This window comes from Streptomyces sp. MMCC 100 (assembly GCF_041538145.2).
Taxonomy (GTDB): Bacteria; Actinomycetota; Actinomycetes; order Streptomycetales; family Streptomycetaceae; genus Streptomyces.
In genome coordinates this window covers 1,808,016-1,823,794 of the sequence record NZ_JBGORK020000001.1, presented here as the reverse complement: position 1 = coordinate 1,823,794, position 15,779 = coordinate 1,808,016, and the positions used below count along the sequence as shown (strand labels likewise).

Annotated in this window: 13 protein-coding genes; 3 read left to right on the top strand and 10 right to left on the bottom strand. The window is 73.9% G+C overall.

The features are described from left to right. Positions 1 to 47: 47 nt before the first annotated feature. The 8 genes from araD to ABS735_RS08290 form a co-directional block, all read right to left on the bottom strand. The gene (gene araD, locus ABS735_RS08325) at positions 48 to 1,787 is read right to left on the bottom strand and encodes an L-arabinonate dehydratase (RefSeq protein WP_373902221.1); all 1,740 of its coding nucleotides are present in this window, start codon (positions 1,785 to 1,787) and stop codon (positions 48 to 50) included. Next, on the bottom strand, positions 1,784 to 2,692 hold the full coding sequence (locus ABS735_RS08320) for a dihydrodipicolinate synthase family protein (RefSeq protein ID WP_373902220.1): 909 nt from the start codon (positions 2,690 to 2,692) through the stop codon (positions 1,784 to 1,786). Before ABS735_RS08320 ends, araD begins: the two co-directional genes overlap by 4 nt. Next, positions 2,689 to 3,357, bottom strand: a complete 669-nt coding sequence (locus tag ABS735_RS08315) for a GntR family transcriptional regulator (RefSeq protein WP_127893774.1) — start codon at positions 3,355 to 3,357, stop codon at positions 2,689 to 2,691. Before ABS735_RS08315 ends, ABS735_RS08320 begins: the two co-directional genes overlap by 4 nt. Before the next feature lie 462 nt (positions 3,358 to 3,819). Then, entirely contained in the window at positions 3,820 to 4,536 is a 717-nt protein-coding gene (locus ABS735_RS08310) for a class I SAM-dependent methyltransferase (protein WP_373902335.1), read from the bottom strand. A gap of 188 nt (positions 4,537 to 4,724) precedes the next feature. After that, the gene (locus ABS735_RS08305; RefSeq protein WP_373902219.1) at positions 4,725 to 6,821 is read right to left on the bottom strand and encodes an ABC transporter ATP-binding protein; all 2,097 of its coding nucleotides are present in this window, start codon (positions 6,819 to 6,821) and stop codon (positions 4,725 to 4,727) included. Next, positions 6,818 to 7,729, bottom strand: coding sequence for an ABC transporter permease (locus ABS735_RS08300; RefSeq protein ID WP_373902218.1), 912 nt, complete (start codon positions 7,727 to 7,729; stop codon positions 6,818 to 6,820). The genes ABS735_RS08305 and ABS735_RS08300 overlap by 4 nt, the downstream gene beginning before the upstream one ends. Next, positions 7,726 to 8,676, bottom strand: a complete 951-nt coding sequence (locus ABS735_RS08295; protein ID WP_373902217.1) for an ABC transporter permease — start codon at positions 8,674 to 8,676, stop codon at positions 7,726 to 7,728. The genes ABS735_RS08300 and ABS735_RS08295 overlap by 4 nt, the downstream gene beginning before the upstream one ends. Before the next feature lies 1 nt (position 8,677). Continuing rightward, positions 8,678 to 10,231, bottom strand: coding sequence for an ABC transporter substrate-binding protein (locus ABS735_RS08290; protein ID WP_373902216.1), 1,554 nt, complete (start codon positions 10,229 to 10,231; stop codon positions 8,678 to 8,680). 159 nt (positions 10,232 to 10,390) lie between these two features. On the opposite strand from ABS735_RS08290, the gene ABS735_RS08285 reads away from it, so the two are divergent. Further along, positions 10,391 to 11,590, top strand: coding sequence for an MFS transporter (locus tag ABS735_RS08285; protein ID WP_373902215.1), 1,200 nt, complete (start codon positions 10,391 to 10,393; stop codon positions 11,588 to 11,590). Positions 11,591 to 11,700: 110 nt separating this feature from the next. Then, positions 11,701 to 12,318: a hypothetical protein gene (locus ABS735_RS08280; protein WP_373902214.1), complete on the top strand. Its 618-nt coding sequence runs from the start codon at positions 11,701 to 11,703 to the stop codon at positions 12,316 to 12,318. A gap of 121 nt (positions 12,319 to 12,439) precedes the next feature. Here the strand turns inward: ABS735_RS08280 and ABS735_RS08275 are convergent, their stop codons facing one another. Both ABS735_RS08275 and ABS735_RS08270 read right to left on the bottom strand, forming a co-directional pair. Continuing rightward, the gene (locus ABS735_RS08275; RefSeq protein WP_373902213.1) at positions 12,440 to 13,609 is read right to left on the bottom strand and encodes a hypothetical protein; all 1,170 of its coding nucleotides are present in this window, start codon (positions 13,607 to 13,609) and stop codon (positions 12,440 to 12,442) included. Then, positions 13,606 to 14,616: a 5-dehydro-4-deoxyglucarate dehydratase gene (locus ABS735_RS08270; RefSeq protein ID WP_373902212.1), complete on the bottom strand. Its 1,011-nt coding sequence runs from the start codon at positions 14,614 to 14,616 to the stop codon at positions 13,606 to 13,608. The genes ABS735_RS08275 and ABS735_RS08270 overlap by 4 nt, the downstream gene beginning before the upstream one ends. A 224-nt stretch (positions 14,617 to 14,840) precedes the next feature. Here ABS735_RS08270 and ABS735_RS08265 point away from each other — a divergent pair, with 224 nt between their 5' ends. Continuing rightward, on the top strand, positions 14,841 to 15,650 hold the full coding sequence (locus ABS735_RS08265; RefSeq protein WP_373902211.1) for an NAD-dependent epimerase/dehydratase family protein: 810 nt from the start codon (positions 14,841 to 14,843) through the stop codon (positions 15,648 to 15,650). Positions 15,651 to 15,779: the final 129 nt, after the last annotated feature.

The following is a 15,779-nucleotide window of genomic DNA, read 5'->3' as shown; positions in this document are numbered from 1 at the left end:
GCTTTCTCCATGGGCAGGGGTGTGCGGGGGTCCCGCCGTCGGCGGGCTCAGCCTGCGTAGGGGTCCCGCACCTTGCCGGGGCGAGCCAGGAACTCGAAGTCGCAGCCGGTGTCGGCCTGGGTGATCTGTTCGTTGTAGAGCGCGCCGTAGCCCCGTTCGTAGCGGGCGGGCGGTGGTGTCCAGGCGGCCCTGCGGCGCGCCAGCTCCTCGTCGTCCACGCCCAGGTGCAGGGTGCGGGCTTCGACGTCGAGAGTGATCGGGTCGCCGGTGCGCACCAGGGCGAGCGGTCCGCCGACGTACGACTCGGGGGCCACGTGCAGCACGCACGCGCCGTAACTGGTGCCGCTCATCCGGGCGTCGGAGATCCGGACCATGTCCCGCACGCCCTGCTTGAGCAGGTGGTCGGGGATGGGCAGCATGCCGTACTCGGGCATGCCCGGCCCGCCCTTGGGCCCGGCGTTGCGGAGCACCAGCACGCTGTCGGCGGTGATGCCCAGGTCCGGGTCGTTGATGGTGCGCTGCATGGTCCGGTAGTCGTCGAAGACGACGGCGGGACCGGTGTGCTTGAGCAGGTGCGGCTCGGCGGCGATGTGCTTGATGACCGCCCCGTCCGGGCAGAGGTTGCCGCGGAGCACGGCGACACCTCCCTCGCTCGCGACGGGGTTGTCGCGGGTCCTGATGACGTCGTCGTGGTGGACGAGGGCGCCGGCCAGCTGCTCGCGCAGGGTGTCGTGCGAGACCGTGGGCCGGTCCAGGTGGAGCAGGTCGGTGATACGGGAGAGGAAGCCGGGCAGGCCGCCGGCGAAGTGGAAGTCCTCCATCAGGTGGGTCTGTCCGCCGGGGCGGACGTTGGCCAGCACCGGGACGGTGCGGGCGATGCGGTCGAAGTCGTCGAGGGTGAGGGTGACGCCCGCCCGGCCCGCCATGGCGATCAGGTGGATCACGGCGTTGGTGGAGCCGCCGAGGCCGAGCACGGTGGTGACGGCGTCCGCGAAGGCGTCGGCGGTGAGGATGTCGCTCAGCTTCCGGTCCCGGTGGACCAGTTCGACGATCCGCAGCCCTGCCGCGGCGGCCATCCGGTCGTGCCCGGAGTCGACGGCCGGGATGCTGGAGGCGCCCGGGACGGTGACGCCGAGGGCCTCGGCGGCGGCGGTCAGCGTGGAGGCGGTGCCCATGGTCATGCAGTGGCCCGGCGAACGGGCCAGGCCGCTCTCCAGCTCCTGCATCTCGCAGTCGCCGATGAGACCGGCCCGCTTGTCGTCCCAGTACTTCCACATGTCGGTGCCGGAGCCGAGGGTCTCGCCGCGCCAGTGCCCGGGGAGCATGGGCCCGGCGGGCACGAAGACGGCGGGCAGGTCGACGCTGGCGGCGCCCATGAGCAGCGCGGGCGTGGACTTGTCGCAGCCGCCCATCAGCACGGCGCCGTCGACCGGGTAGGAGCGCAGCAGCTCCTCGGTCTCCATGGCGAGGAGGTTGCGGTAGAGCATCGGGGTCGGCTTCTGGAAGGTCTCGCTCAGCGTGGAGACCGGGAATTCGAGGGGGAAGCCGCCCGCCTGCCACACGCCCCGCTTGACCGCCTGGGCGCGGTCGCGCAGGTGGACGTGGCAGGGGTTGATGTCGGACCAGGTGTTGAGGATGGCGATGACGGGCTTGCCGAGGTGCTCCTCGGGCAGGTAGCCGAGCTGGCGGGTGCGGGCGCGGTGGCTGAAGGAGCGCAGCCCCGACGAGACGCCGCTGCCGTACCACTGGTGGCTGCGGAGCTGGTCGGGCGACTTCCGGTCGGTCATATCGACCACCCCGCGGCGATGGCGGCGACCTCGGCGCGCTCGCTCTCGGGCAGCGGCTTGCTCGGCGGGCGGACCTCCCGGCGGCACAGGCCCAGCGAGGCGAGGGCCTCCTTGACCACCGTGACGTTGTTGGCGGAGCCGTTGGCGGCGCGCAGTTCCTCGAAGCGGCGGATCTGCTCCCAGACCTTCATGGCGCCCGGATAGTCGCCGGATCGAAGCGCTTCGATCATGTTCAGCGAAACGGCCGGGGCGACGTTCACGAGCCCCGAGGTGAAGCCGGTGGCGCCCGCGGAGAAGTACGAGGGGGCGTACGGCTCGGCGAGCCCGGCGACCCAGACGAAGCGGTCGAGGCCGGCGTCGCGGGCGAACGCGGCGAACTTGGCGGCGTCGGGGACGGCGTACTTCACGCCGATCACGTTGGGGCAGGCGTCGGCGAGGTCGGCGAGGCGGGCGCCGGTGAGCCGGTCGTTGCGGATGTAGGGCACGACGCCCAGTTCCGGCACGGCCTCGGCGATGGCGCGGTGGTAGTCGACCCAGCCGCCCTGGGAGACGTAGGGGTGGACGGGCTGGTGGACCATCACCATGGAGGCGCCCAGCTCGCGGGCGTGCCGGGCGGAGGCGACCGCGGTCGGCACGTCGTGGCCGACGCCGACCAGGATGTCGGCGCGCTCGCCGGCCTCCTCGATCGTCAGCTCGGTGACGAGGCGGCGTTCGGCGGGATCGAGGGCGTAGAACTCGCCGGTGTTGCCGTTGGGGGTGAGGGTCGTGATGTCACCGTCGAGGAGACGACGCAGCAGGGCCCGGTAGGTGGCGGGGTCGACGGAGCCGTCCGCGGCGAACGGGGTCACCGGGATCGCCACCACGTCGGCCAGGGCCGTCCGCTGGGTCTCGAACGTCGCTGTCATGCCTGACCGTCCTCTTCCTGGGCCGCGGTCCCCGCTTCGGGGAAGGCCCGCTCGACGAACGACGCGATGTGCGCGTGCAGGGCGCGGGCCGCGCCGTCCGCGTCACCGGCGAGGGCGAGGCGCAGGATCTCCTGGTGCTCGCCGGCCTCCCGTTCCCAGGAGGGGTCGGCGGCCCAGGCGACCGCGGAGACGAGGGCCGCCTGGTCGCGGACCTCGTCGAGCATCCGGCCGAGCAGCGGGTTGCCGCACGGCACGTACAGGGCGCGGTGGAACTCACGGTTGGCCAGCGACCGTTCGGCCGTGTCCGTGGCCCGGTCGGCCTGGGTGAGCGCGTCCCGGGCGGCGTCCAGGGAGGCTCCGCGGCGCACGGCGCGCCTGAGGGCCTCGGGTTCCAGGAGGAGCCGGACGTCGTAGACCTCGCGCGCCATGTCCGCGTCCACCATGCGCACCGTGACGCCCTTGTACTGGCTCATCACGACCAGTCCGGTACCGGCCAGCGTCTTGAGCGCCTCGCGCACCGGTGTCTTGGACACTCCGAACTGTGCGGCGAGGTCGGTCTCGACCAGGGCCTGGCCGGGCGTCAGCCGGCCGGTGAGGATGCGGCGTTTGATCTCTTCCAGCACGTACTGCGTGCGGGAGGGGATCGGCGTGGGCACAGAGGTCATGCGCGCCTCTCGGGATCTCGCGTCGGATGCGCGGACCTCGGACGTCCGCTCTCTGAACCGAGCTCGGACATCAGATCTCGCGTATCGCGTCTCATATATGACGTACGGAGTACGACGCGTTGAAGGTAGGAGGGGCGCTGGGGCGCGTCAATGCTTCTGACGAAGAAAGGTTGGCGGGTTGCCGCTCGGGGCGGCCGCCGTGTCGCTCGGGTGCGCGTTCGCCTTCGCGATGCGGAGTGAGGGCCGGACCTGCCGGGCGCCTGGCTACGCCTCACGGACGGCGATGGGCGGCGCCACGGACCTGGTGCGGGCGCGCGGCCCGGCTCGGGCTCGGTCGTCCCAAGCCACGGCCGGCTTCTGCTTCTCCTTCGCGTGCGACTGCAACGCGGTGAACACCGGTGCGGGGGAACGCGACTGCCGTTCCCCCGCACCAGCCGCACTGTGTGAGGGCCGCGGCCCGCGTCAGCGCAGGGCGACGATCAGGGCGTCGCTGGGCGAGCACCAGGCCTGGCGGGCCTCGGCGAAGCCGACGGCGCGGAGGGTGTCCGTGTGCCACACGGAGGTGGTCGGCCGGTCGCGCCGTACCGCGGCGGCGTCGGAGGTCCTGCGCGGGTCGCCGAGCCGGGCGAAGCGCTCGGCCGCCGCTTCCGCGAGGGCGGGGGACTCCGCGGCCTCGGTCCACCAGCCCGCCCAGTCCTGGGCCCCGGCCGCCTGCTCGCGCTCCTTGCGGGCGACCTGGAAGGCGTGCGCCGCGGCGTTGATGCGGGGTGCGGACTCGTCGACCATGTGGTCGGCGTTGAGGAAGACGCCACCCTCGCGGACCACCCCGGCCAGGTCGCCGTACAGCTTCCGCAGCGGCTCGGTGTCCAGCCAGTGCAGCGCCGTCGCGGTCACCACGGCGTCGTAGGAGCGGTGCGGGAGCGCCTCGGTCCACGCCGGGTCCGTCAGGTCCGCCGTGACGAACGCGGCGCGGTCCTCCCCGGCGAAGTGGCCGCGGGCGATCGTCAGCAGCACCGGGTCGATGTCCACTCCGGTGGTCCGGGCGCCGGGGAAGCGCTTCAGTACCCGGTCGCTGATGCTTCCGGTGCCGCACGCGAGGTCCAGCACCACCGGCTCGGGTCCGGCGACGGCTTCCACCATGTCCAGCATCACCCGGAAGCGCTCCTCGCGGTCGGGCATGTACCACTCCTGCTGACGGTCCCAGCTGGTCTGCCAGGACTGCCAGTCGGTAGTGGGGACAGGGGGGTTCGGGGTGGTCCTCGTGGTCGGGGTGGTCGGGGTGGTCGTCGTGGTTTCCGGCATGGGTGCCTCTCGTGACGCTGGTCGGTTCGCTGGTGTCGGTCGGGTCGGGGGCGGGGTACGGCGGGTCATACGGCGCCGGGTGCGGCGGGGGCGGCCGTGGCGGGGGCGAGGTGTTCGGCGCGCAGGAGCAGGCGGGTGGCCTCGGCGCGCGGTGCGGTGAGTACGTCGGCGCAGGCGCCCTTCTCCACGACCCGGCCGCCGTCCAGGACCAGCAGCCGGTCCGCGACCGCCCGCAACAGGCTCAGGTCGTGGCCGATCCACACCACCGCGGTGCCCGACTCGTGGCGCAGCCGGTCCACTTCGGCCACCACCAGTTCCGTGGCGGTGGCGTCCAGGGCGGTGGTGATCTCGTCACAGACCAGGACGTCTGGTCCGGCCAGTACGGCGCGGGCGACGGCGGCGCGCTGCAGTTCGCCCCCGGACAGCGCCTCGGGGCGACGGCGTGCGGTCTCCTCGGCGACGCCGAGCCGCGCGAGCAGCTCGGCCGCGCCGGCGATCGCCTCGGCGGGGGCCAGGGCGCGCAGGCGTACGGCGGTGCGGGCGACCTGGTCGAGCACGGTGCGGTGCTCGTCGAAGGAGCCGCGCACCTCCTGCCACACGTACTGCACCCGGCGCTTGGACGTGCGGTCGCGGTGGCGCAGCACCGGCAGGGGGACGCCGTCCAGGAGCAACCGCCCGTCGTGGCGCTCGTGGAGCCCGGCCAGGCATCGGGCCAGCGTCGTCTTGCCGCTGCCCGAACGCCCGGCGACGGCCAGGCAGTCACCCGGGCCGACGGCCAGCGACACGCCGCTCAGCACCTCACCGCGCCGTCCCGGCCGCAACCAGGCGGACAATTCCTCCGCGACCAGGAGACCGGGCCGGCCGGCCGGGGCGGCGGGCGCCACGGAGGGCCCGGTGGCGGCGGGCCGGGCCGGCACGACCTGCCCGGCGCTGACACCGCCACCGCCCACCGCCGCCGACCGGCCGGGAGCCCCGGGCCGACCGAACGCCGCCCCCTCGGCATCCGCCCCCTCGGCACCCGCGCCCGGACCGGCGCCCACCGCAGGCGTGCCAGGGCCGACGCGCACGACGGACCGGCCCGCCACCATGCCTTCGGCACCCGATTCGGGAACACCGGGCGCCACGGACCCGCCGGGGAGCGCGGGCACGGACGACGGCGTCCTCCCGGCATCGGCGAGCCCCTTGGCATCCGCGAGTCCTGCGGCTTCGGCGGGCCCTTCGGCTTCGGCGGGCCCTTCGGCATCCGCAAGCCCTGCGGCACCAGCGAGCCCCTCGGCATCCGCAAGCCCTGCGGGGTCCGCAGACCCCGCGGGGTCCGGGGCCTCCCGGTGGCCCCGGACCCGAGCGGTACCAGGGTCCGGGACCGTACCGGATTCCGGTGCCGTCGCCGTCGCCGTGGGGCGGGACAGCACCTCGTCGGCGGACCCGACGGCCGTGACGCGGCCCGACTCCAGCACGACCACGTGGTCGGCCAGGGCGCGCACCATGGCGTGGTCGTGGCTGAGGAGCAGGATCGCGATGCCGGTCCCCGCGAGGTCGGCGAGTTCGCGGGTGAGGCCCATCCGGGTCACCGTGTCCAGGCCGGTGCCGGGCTCGTCGAGCACCAGGGCACGCGGGCCGCAGGCCAGCACCTGCGCGAGGGCGACCCGTTGCCGCTGCCCGCCGGAGAACTGGTGCGGGAAGCGCCGCAGTACGTCCCGGGTGTCCGGGAGCTGCGCCAGCCGCAGCGCTTCGGCGGCGCCCGCCCGTGCCTCCGCCCGTCGGCTCCCGCCGCCCGGCGTCCGGCGGCCGCCGTCGGTCCCCGCCCGGCCGTGCAGCCGGGACAGCTCCCGCAGGACCGCGCCCGTCCGGCGGGCCGGGTTCAGGGCGCTGCCCGGATGCTGCGGCATGTAGGCGACGGTCGAGCCGCGCACCGCCGCCGCCCGCGCGGTGACACCCCGCTCGTCCACCACTGCGGTGCCCGCGACCCGTACCGAGCCCCGCAGCCGTACACCCGGCTGGGCCTCCCCGAGGAGCGCCAGCGCGGTGGTGGTCTTGCCGCTCCCGGACGGTCCGACCAGCGCGGTGATGTGGCCCGGAAGAACCTCCAGGTCCACTCCGTGCAGCAGGACGGCGGAGTCCGTGACCGCCGTCAGCCCGTTCACCTCGATCACCGGCTTCACCGCGCGGCCTCCGTCCCCGTCCCCGTCCCCGTACGCACTCCGGCGGGCTCCCTCCCCTTCCCGGCCACCCGCGCCGGGGCCGCCGGGGCGCTCGGCGTGCCGCCGTGACCCCTGCGTTTGATCAGGCCGTCCGAGAGCAGGTTCAGGCCGACGGTGAACATGACGAGCATCGCCGCGGGGGCGCACACCGCCCACGGCTGGACCAGCAGCGCCTCGCGGCTGCCCGCGATGGTCACGCCCCAGTCCGGGGAGGTCGGTTCGAGGCCGAGGCCGAGGAAGTTCGCCGCGGCGACCGTGAAGACCGCGGTGCCGACCCGGGTGCCGGCGTCCGCGGCGGCGACCGGCAGGACCGCGCGGCCGACGTACCCGAAGACGATCCGGGGCCAGGACTCGCCCTGCAGCCGCATCGCCTCGACGACCGGCCCGCTGGCGGCGTCGAGGGCGGCGGCGCGGACGAGGCGGGCGACGGCCGGGACGCCGATCGCGGCAACCGCGAGCGTGATCGCGACCGCGCTGCCGTGCCTGACCATGCCGACCACGCTGATGACCAGCAGCGACGGTACCGGCAGGACGACTTCGACCGGCCGCAGCAGGAGTTCGTCGGCCCAGCGGTGCCGGGTGACGGCCGCGGCGAGGCCGAGGGTGCCGCCGACGACGTAGGCGAGTGCCACCGCGCAGCAGGCGACACCGAGCGCGCTGGGTCCGCCGCGCAGCAGCAGGGTGAGCACGTCCCGGCCCATGCCGTCGGTGCCGAGCGGGTGGCCGTCTCCGAGGACGTAGGGCGCGCCGTCGGGCGAGGCGATCGCGGGCGCGAAGAACGGCCCGGCGACGGCGACGGCCACCGGGACGGTGAACAGCAGGACCGCGAGGACCGTCAGGAGCGAGGGGCGGCGGCGCGGGGCCGTCATCGCAGCACCTCCGTGCGGGGCGCGAGCCGGTGGGAGACGAGGTCGGCGGCGAGGTTGAGGGCCAGGCCGATGGTGGCGAGCAGGAGGGTGAGGGCCTGCACGGTGGGGATGTCGCGGCTCTGCACGGCGTCGATCAGCGCGGTGGCGGTGCCGGGGACGGCGAAGACGGCCTCCACGACCAGGACGCCGCCGAGCAACTGGTCGCCGGTGCGGGCCAGTTCCTGGGCGCCGGGCACGGCGGCGCCCGGCAGCACATGGCGCAGTACGAGCCGGCCGCGCGGCACGCCGAGCCGTCTGGCCTGGACGGTGTACCCGGCGTGCACTGCGGTGACGGTGCCGGCGCGTATCTGCCGGGAGAGCAGGCACACGGTGCGGGCCAGCAGCACGGCCACCGGCAGGACGAGGAGCGTGGGCCGCTCCAGCAGGTCCCCGGCGTCCGTGCCCAGCCAGGTGGACGGCAGCCAGCCGAGTCGCAGTGACACCACGGCGACGAGGGTGAGCGCGAGGACGAAGTCCGGTACGGAGTTCAGGGCGAGGGTGAGCCCGGACAGCGCCCGGTCCGTGCGACTGCCCTCGCGCAGCCCCATGAGCAGTCCGAGGCCGACCGCGAGCGGCACGAGGATCACGATGGTGACCGCGGCGAGCGTCAGCGTGGCGCCCAGCGAGCCCGACACGATGGAGCCGACCGGTTCGCCCCCGACGAGCGAGGTGCCCGGGTCGCCGGTGAGCATGGCCCCGGCCCAGGTGGCGAAGCGCTCGGCGATCGGCCGGTCGAGGCCCATCCGGTGGCGCAGCTCCGTCACCTGGGCCGGGTCGATGGCCAGTTCGTTGAACTGGACCTCGGCCGCGTCGCCGGGCAGGACCGAGGTCAGGACGAAGACGAGGACGGCGAGCACCGCGAGTTGACACAGGGCGAGCAGCAGCCGCCTGGTGGCGTATCGGAGCATGTCAGGCCAGCCAGACGGTGTCGAAGCGGGCCCAGTCGACCGTGTTGGGCGGCGCGGACGCCACCCCGTGCAGCCTGCCGGACACGGCGTTCAGCCAGTCGGGGTGCCCCCACAGCAGGAGCCCGCCCTTGTCGTGCACGGTGCGCTGGAGTTCGCCGTACAGGCGGGTGCGTTCGGCGGTGTCGACGACGGCCTGCGCGCGGTGGAACTCCGCGTCGAACTCGGGGCGCTTCCAGGCGCTGGCGTTCTTGGGGCCGGTGGCGGTCAGCCGGTCGCCGATGTAGCTGGGGATGGGCATGGCGCCGCACCGGTGGCTGCCGAGCAGCCCGGTGGTGAGCTGGTCGGTGTAGTAGCTCTCGGGCGGCCCGGTGCTGACGTCGATCCGCAGCCCCGCCTCGGCGGCCTGCTCGGCGAACAGGTGCGCGGCGTCGGTGAATCCGTCGGCGGCGGTGGAGGTGTAGAAGGAGATCCGTTTGTTGAGGGTGCCGGTGGCGCGCAGCAGGCGGCGGGCCTCGTCCACGTCGCGTTCGCGCTGCGGGACGTGCTCGGGGTAGTACGTGTAGCCCTTGCCGTACATGTCGTTGCCGAGGGTGCCGCGCGCGCCGAGGACGACCTCGACGAGCCGTTCGCGGTCGGCGAGGAGTTTGAGGGCCAGCGCGGCCCGCGGATCGTCGAAGGGCGGGCGGTCGGTCTTCATGGCGATGCCCTCGGCGCCGCTGCGTGGCGTGGACACGATCCGCACCCGCGGGTTGGCCTCGACGACGCGCGCGAAGGTGGGCGACATCTCGTGCGCGTAGTCCACTTCGCCCGCCTGTACGGCGCTGGCCCGTGCCTCGGTCTCCGCGGACAGGATCCGTATCTCGTCCGGGTAGGGCGCGCCGTCCCAGTGGTCGTCGAACCTGCGGGCGGTGAAGGAGCGGCCGGCGTGGAAGGAGGCGAACCGGAACGGTCCGGTGCCCACCGGCCGGGACGGGTCGCGGTAGCCGTGCCGGACGACGGAGGTGCCGCTGGTCGCGAGCAGCGTGGGGAGTTCGGCGTGCGGCCGCTTCAGTACCAGTTCCACCGTGTCGGAGCCGATGCCGCGCGACTTCTTCAGGTCGACGACCGAGAGCGAGCCGCGCGCCACCCGGTCCGCCGCGCCGGGATCGAGAATGCGGGCCAGCGTGTACAGCACGTCGTCGGCGTCGAGCCGGTGACCGTCGTGGAAGACGGCGCGCCGCAGCCGGAACCGCCACACCGTGCCGTTCTCGCGGGACTCCCAGCCGCGCGCGAGCCTCGGTACGGGGCGCAGCCTGGCGTCCAGGTCGAGGAGCCGGTCGAAGACCTGCTTGTGCCGGGCGATGTCCACGAACTGCCGCTGCGCGTGCGGGTCCATGGTCTCCTTCGCCCCCGCTCCCGGGAACACCGCCCGTACGGTGCCGCCGCGCCGGGGAGGGGCGTCGTCGTCCCCGGCGGACGCGGCGGCCCGGCACGAGGTCAGCAGCGCCGCACCGGCGGCCCCGCCCAGGCCGAGGACGGCCCGCCGGGAGAGGGGGGCGGGCAGCGCTGAGGACAACTCGGGGGCTCCTCTTCGTCTTCGTCTCGAGTATTGCACCGATCATGCTATTGCAAACAATGCGCGAAAGGGAGACGGGTCCCGCCCGCCGGACCCGAGCGCGAAACGAGGCACATGCCCGATGCCGACCCCACCCCCTTAGATCCACGATGGCCAGGCATGACGACGCTTCCGACGAAACGAACCGGGTCCGTCCCCCCGGTGCTCCGGGACCGCGACGCGGCCCTGTACCTCGCCGGGGTGGTGGTGTCCGGCTTCGGCACCTCGGCCCTGTGGCTGGCGTCCGGCGTGTGGGTGAAGGACCTCACCGGCTCGGACGGACTCGCGGCCCTGTGCATGCTCGCGATGTGGGCGCCGACGCTCGTGGGCCCGGCCCTGGGCACCCTGGCGGACCGCGTCCGCCGCAAGCCGCTCCTGATCGCCACCAGCCTGCTGATGTCCTGCCTGCTGCTCGCGCTCTTCGCCGTCGACTCACGGGGCACGCTGTGGCTGCTCTTCGCGGTGCTCTTCGTGTACGGCGCGGCGGGCGTCGTCCACGACGCGGCCGAGTCGGCGCTCGTCGCCGCGGCCGTCGACCCGAGGCTGCTCGGCGACTTCAACGGCCTGCGGATGACCGCGAACGAGGGCATGAAGCTGGTGGCACCGCTCGCCGGGGCGGGCCTGTACGCGGCGTACGGCGGACCGAGCGTGGCGCTGCTGGACGCGGTGACGTTCGTGCTGGCCACTGCCGTCTACGCCGCTTTGCGCGTACGGGAGACACCACCGGAGCGCCCTGCGACGAACTGGCGCCGGCAGACGTCCGAGGGCGCCCGGTACCTGTGGGGCCACCCCGGGCTGCGCCCGCTCGTCCTCGCGGGCGGCGTCACGATGCTGTGCGCGGGCGTGAACGGCGCCACGGCCTACGCCGTCGTCGACGCCCTCGGCCACTCCCCCGCGTACGCCGGTGCGCTGTACGCCGTCCAGGGCGCCGGGTCGGTGGTCGTGGGCCTGCTCGCCGGCCCGGCCCTCCGCCGCCTGGGCGGACGCCGCTTCGCGGCCACCGGAATCGCCCTGCTCGCGGTGGCGGTGACGGTGCGGGCGGCACCGTACGACGCGGTGGCCCTGACCTCGAGCGCGGCGATCGGCGCGGGACTGCCCACGGTGCTGATCGCCGCCCTGACCGCCGTCCAGCACGAGACGCCGGGGCCGCTCATCGGCCGGGTCACGGCGACGGCCAACTCCCTGGTCTTCACCCCGAACGTGCTCGGCCTGGCCGCGGGCGCGGCCCTGGTGGAACTGACCGACCTGCGCCTGCTGCTCCCGGCCGTTGGCGCGGTACTGCTGGCGACGGCAACGGCGACGGCATCGCGGGCGCCGTAGCACTTCGCGCCCCTACGCCGTACGGGCCGACCACGCCGCCGGCGACAGGTATCCGAGGCACGCTCCGGTATCGGCGCCCGGTCGTACGGGTGGTCGGTACTCTCACGGGCATGGGGCTGGACATCACCGTGATGATTGCCGACTGGTCATGGCTGGGTGAGATTCCGCCCGGGGAGAGACTCTTGCGGTTGCGGGAGGCTTGGTACGCCGACGAGAGCGGGCTGTGGGACCACGACGCGCCGGTGGTCGAAGGCGACTGGATACGGCCACGAGGGCCCGGCAACTCCATCTTCGCCGTTTACGAGTTCCGGGGAACCCTCGGTTCGTTCAAGGCGCACTTCTGGGCCGGAGAGGTGTGGGAGTCCGTACGCGACCATGCCGGCCCGCTGGTGCGGGCCAGGTTGGACACCTTGCTGCTCGCGCTGATCCGGGGAGGGCTGGACGGTGCTGCGGACCACGTGGATCAGGGCTTCTTCGGCGACGACCCCGCCGTCACCCATGGCGTGCTGCTCGCGAGGTTGCCGGACAGCGTGCGGGAACTGGCGGCGACGTGGGAGGAGGTACGGCCCTGGCTCGACGGGTTGCGCGGGGCGTTCGACGAGCATGCCGCCGTGTCCGAGGGCTGGGTCCGCGACTTCGACGAGTTCACCGACCTGCTGGAGGACTGGGGACGCGTCCTTTCCGAAGCCGCCCGGCGGGGCTGGGGACTCGTGGGGCTGAGCGGGTAGGGCGCGACCGGTCGCCTCGCGCGACGTGGTCACGCCGGATCGCCGCGTACGGCTCGCCCTTCGACAGCGCGGCCCACCCGAACCGCTCCGCACCGACGATGCCCGACCGCCCCGCCGACGCTCACCCCGCCCAGAGCCCCGCCCGCACCGCCTCCAGGTCCCCGTCCGACGCCAACCCCGCGTGGTACAGCCGCAGTTCCGTCGCGCCCAGGTCGCGGGCGCGGGCGGCGTCGGTGGCGAGGGTGTGCGGGCTGCCGCCCATGCCGGAGACGATGGTGAGGTTGGCGGCGAGCACGGCACCGGCCCGGTCCTGCTCGGCGAACGGCGTCAGCGGGCCCGCGCCGCCCGTGCAGGGAACGACGACGCCGTCCGCGACGGAGAGGATGTGCGCGGGGTCGACGCCGGCGTTGGCGCCGCAGTGGTAGGAGACCGGGTCGGCGTGCAGCAGGATCCGGAAGCCGTCGGGCGCGGCGGCGCGGACCTCCGAGACCGCCGCCTCCTGGAGCGTGCGGGCCCGGTCGTCCCGCCACGCGCGCGTGGCGTTCGCCGCCGCCGCGCCGAGGAGCTTCTCGATGCCCGACCAGCCCCCGTCCGAGGGCACCGTCCCCCGCCACACCGGCTCCAGCGCGGTGCGTACGGCGGCGGCGAGTTCGTCGGCGTCGAGGCCCTGACCGCCGTATCCCGCGCGGCAGTCGGGGCAGAAGCACAGCGACATCAGGTACTGCCCGGCGTCCCCGAGTGCCACTCCGCCGGTCTTGTCGTGGGCGTGCAGGTGGGCGAGGCCGTACCAGCCGAGGGACTCCAGCTCCGTGCCGCGTGCCCCGGGCCGTACCGCAGCCTCGGCGGCCAGGTCGGTGAGGTACGCGCGCGTGGCCGGCTGCGCGATGCAGGGTGCCCAGGGGTAGCGGTCGCCGTAGGCGTTGACGACGGAGGTGTGCGGGTGCTCCGCGCCGAGGCGGGAGTTGTGGGCGAGGACGACCCAGGTGTGCACCTCCAGGCCCGCGTCCGCGAGGGCGGTGGCGGCCTCGCCGTACGCGTCACCGGGCGCCCAGTCGCCCGACTCGTACGGGTGCAGGTCGCGGCCCTCCCAGCGGGCGGTGTCCGGCGGGTAGAGGACGGCGGCGTGCTCGGCGGTGACGACGCGGTGGCGCGGGTGGCGCGGGGTGAGGGCGCGGGTGGAGTGGTAGGCGGCGGCCAGCGTCACCTGCGCCACGCCGAGGTCCGCGACGCGCGCGGGGGCTTCCGGGTCGCCGTTGACGTCCCAGGGGTAGACGAACGCCGACGCCTTCACCGGGCCTCCTCCGCGTCGGCCTGCGCGTCTGTCTTCGTGTCGGCCTGCGCGTCTGTCTCCGCGTCTGTCGGCGCGTCCAGCAGCGCCTGACCCCGCTCGATGATCTGCGCGAGCTGCTTCACGTGGTCCTCGGACGGCTCCTGCAGCGGCGTCCGCACCTCCCCCACGTCCAGGCCGCGCAGCCGTACGCCCGCCTTGACCAGGGCGACGGCGTATCCGCGGCCCTGGGCGCGCAGTTCGACGAACGGCCGGTAGAAGCCGTCCAGCAGACGGTGCGCCGTGGCCTCGTCCCCGGTGCGCAGCGCCCGGTGGAAGGCGAGGGCGATCTCGGGGGCGAAGCAGAACACGGCGGACGAGTAGAGGGTGACGCCGAGCGCGCGGTAGGCGAGCTGGGTCTGCTCGGCGGTCGGCAGTCCGTTGAAGTACAGGAACTCCTCGCCGGGCAGCTCCGTGCGCACCGCGCTGACGGTCCGCTGCACGAGGTCGAGGTCGCCGAGCCCGTCCTTGAGGCCGACGATGCCGTCCGTGCGGGCCAGTTCGACGACGCTCGAAGGGGTGAACACGGCGTTGTCGCGCTGGTAGACGATCACGGGCAGCGAGGTCGCGGCGGCCACCTCCCGGTAGTGCCGCACCAGTCCCTCCTGCCCGGCGAGCACCAGGTAGGGCGGCATGGCGAGCAGCCCGTCGGCCCCGGCCTCCTCGGCGAGGCGGGCGTAGCGCACGGCGAGGGCGGTGCCGTAGCCCGCGCCCGCCAGCACGGGCACCCGGCCCGCGCTCTCCTCGACGGCCGCGCGGACACAGGCCGCGAACTCCTCGGGCGTCAGGGCGTGGAACTCGCCGGTGCCGCAGCAGGCGAACACGGCGGCGGCACCCGCCTCGACCCCGCGGCGCACATGGGTGCGGTAGACGTCGAGGTCGAGTCCGCCGTCGGGTCCGTACGCCGTGACGGGGAAGAACAGCGGCCCGCTGGGCGCGGTGAGCCGGACGGCGAGAGGGGCTGAGGTCACGGGAGCTCCCCATTCCATGTCTATGACCTGCGTCTACATTTCTGAACACGGCCACGCTAAGCCGCCCCGCGAACACCGTCAAGCAGGAGCCCTCTTGACGCGTGACCACCCGTTCCTTAGCGTGTCCACGCATATGAACACCAGGCACGCACTCGTACAACCGCCCGCCGTACGACTGCCCGCCGTACGACTGCCGCCGCTTCAGGAGACCTAGGAGTCCCGGGATGCCCGCTCCCCGCACCGTCCTGCTCACCGGCGCCGCCGGCGGCCTCGGCACCCTGATGCGGGAACTGCTCCCCGACCACGGCTACGAACTGCGCCTGCTCGACCTGCGCCCGATCGAGGGCGAGCCGGACGCCATCGTCGCCGACCTCGCCGACCGGGACGCGCTGCGCGAGGCGGTCCGGGGCGTCGACGCGATCATCCACCTCGCGGGCATCTCCCTGGAAGCCTCTTTCGAGAAGATCCTCGCGGCGAACATCGAGGGCACCTACAACCTGTACGAGGCAGCCCGCGAGGAGGGCGTCCGCCGCATCGTCTTCGCCTCCTCCAACCACGCCGTCGGCTACACCCCGCGCCCGCAGGGCGACGACCCCCTCATCCCCGTCGACACGCCCCGCCGCCCGGACACCTTCTACGGCCTGTCCAAGTGCTTCGGCGAGGACCTCGCCCAGCTCTACTGGGACAAGCACGGCATCGAGACCGTCTCCGTCCGCATCGGCTCCTGCTTCCCGGAGCCGACCAGCGTGCGCATGCTCTCGGTGTGGATGAGCCCCGCGGACGGCGCCCGCCTCTTCCACGCGGCCCTCACCGCCGAGAACGTCGGGCACACCGTCGTCCACGGCTCCTCCGCCAACACCCGCCTGTGGTGGGACCTGACCTCCGCGCGGGCGCTCGGTTACGAACCGCAGGACGACTCCGAGCCGTACGCCGAGAAGCTCGTCGCCGAGCAGGGCGAACTCGACCCGGACGATCCCGCGCACGCGCGCCTGGGCGGCCACTTCGTGACCGACCCCCCGATCTGGCCGTACTGACCGGAAGACGACCCCACAAGAAGCGGACGGGCACCGAACGGGCCCGTCCGCTTCCGCATACGGGCATCCGCGCTGCCCGTTCTCACCCCGCCCCGCGCTGCGCCCCAGGTCCGCGACGGGCACCCGGCA

What these genes read in the sequence shown, in the direction of transcription:
- ABS735_RS08285 (WP_373902215.1), top strand. Translation starts at nt 10,391, where the DNA reads ATGACGACGCTTCCGACGAAACGAACCGGGTCCGTCCCCCCGGTGCTC.
- ABS735_RS08310 (WP_373902335.1), bottom strand. Translation starts at nt 4,536, where the DNA reads ATGCCCGACCGCGAGGAGCGCTTCCGGGTGATGCTGGACATGGTGGAA.
- ABS735_RS08300 (WP_373902218.1), bottom strand. Translation starts at nt 7,729, where the DNA reads ATGACGGCCCCGCGCCGCCGCCCCTCGCTCCTGACGGTCCTCGCGGTC.
- ABS735_RS08320 (WP_373902220.1), bottom strand. Translation starts at nt 2,692, where the DNA reads ATGACAGCGACGTTCGAGACCCAGCGGACGGCCCTGGCCGACGTGGTG.
- ABS735_RS08280 (WP_373902214.1), top strand. Translation starts at nt 11,701, where the DNA reads ATGGGGCTGGACATCACCGTGATGATTGCCGACTGGTCATGGCTGGGT.
- ABS735_RS08265 (WP_373902211.1), top strand. Translation starts at nt 14,841, where the DNA reads ATGCCCGCTCCCCGCACCGTCCTGCTCACCGGCGCCGCCGGCGGCCTC.
- ABS735_RS08295 (WP_373902217.1), bottom strand. Translation starts at nt 8,676, where the DNA reads ATGCTCCGATACGCCACCAGGCGGCTGCTGCTCGCCCTGTGTCAACTC.
- araD (WP_373902221.1), bottom strand. Translation starts at nt 1,787, where the DNA reads ATGACCGACCGGAAGTCGCCCGACCAGCTCCGCAGCCACCAGTGGTAC.
- ABS735_RS08315 (WP_127893774.1), bottom strand. Translation starts at nt 3,357, where the DNA reads ATGACCTCTGTGCCCACGCCGATCCCCTCCCGCACGCAGTACGTGCTG.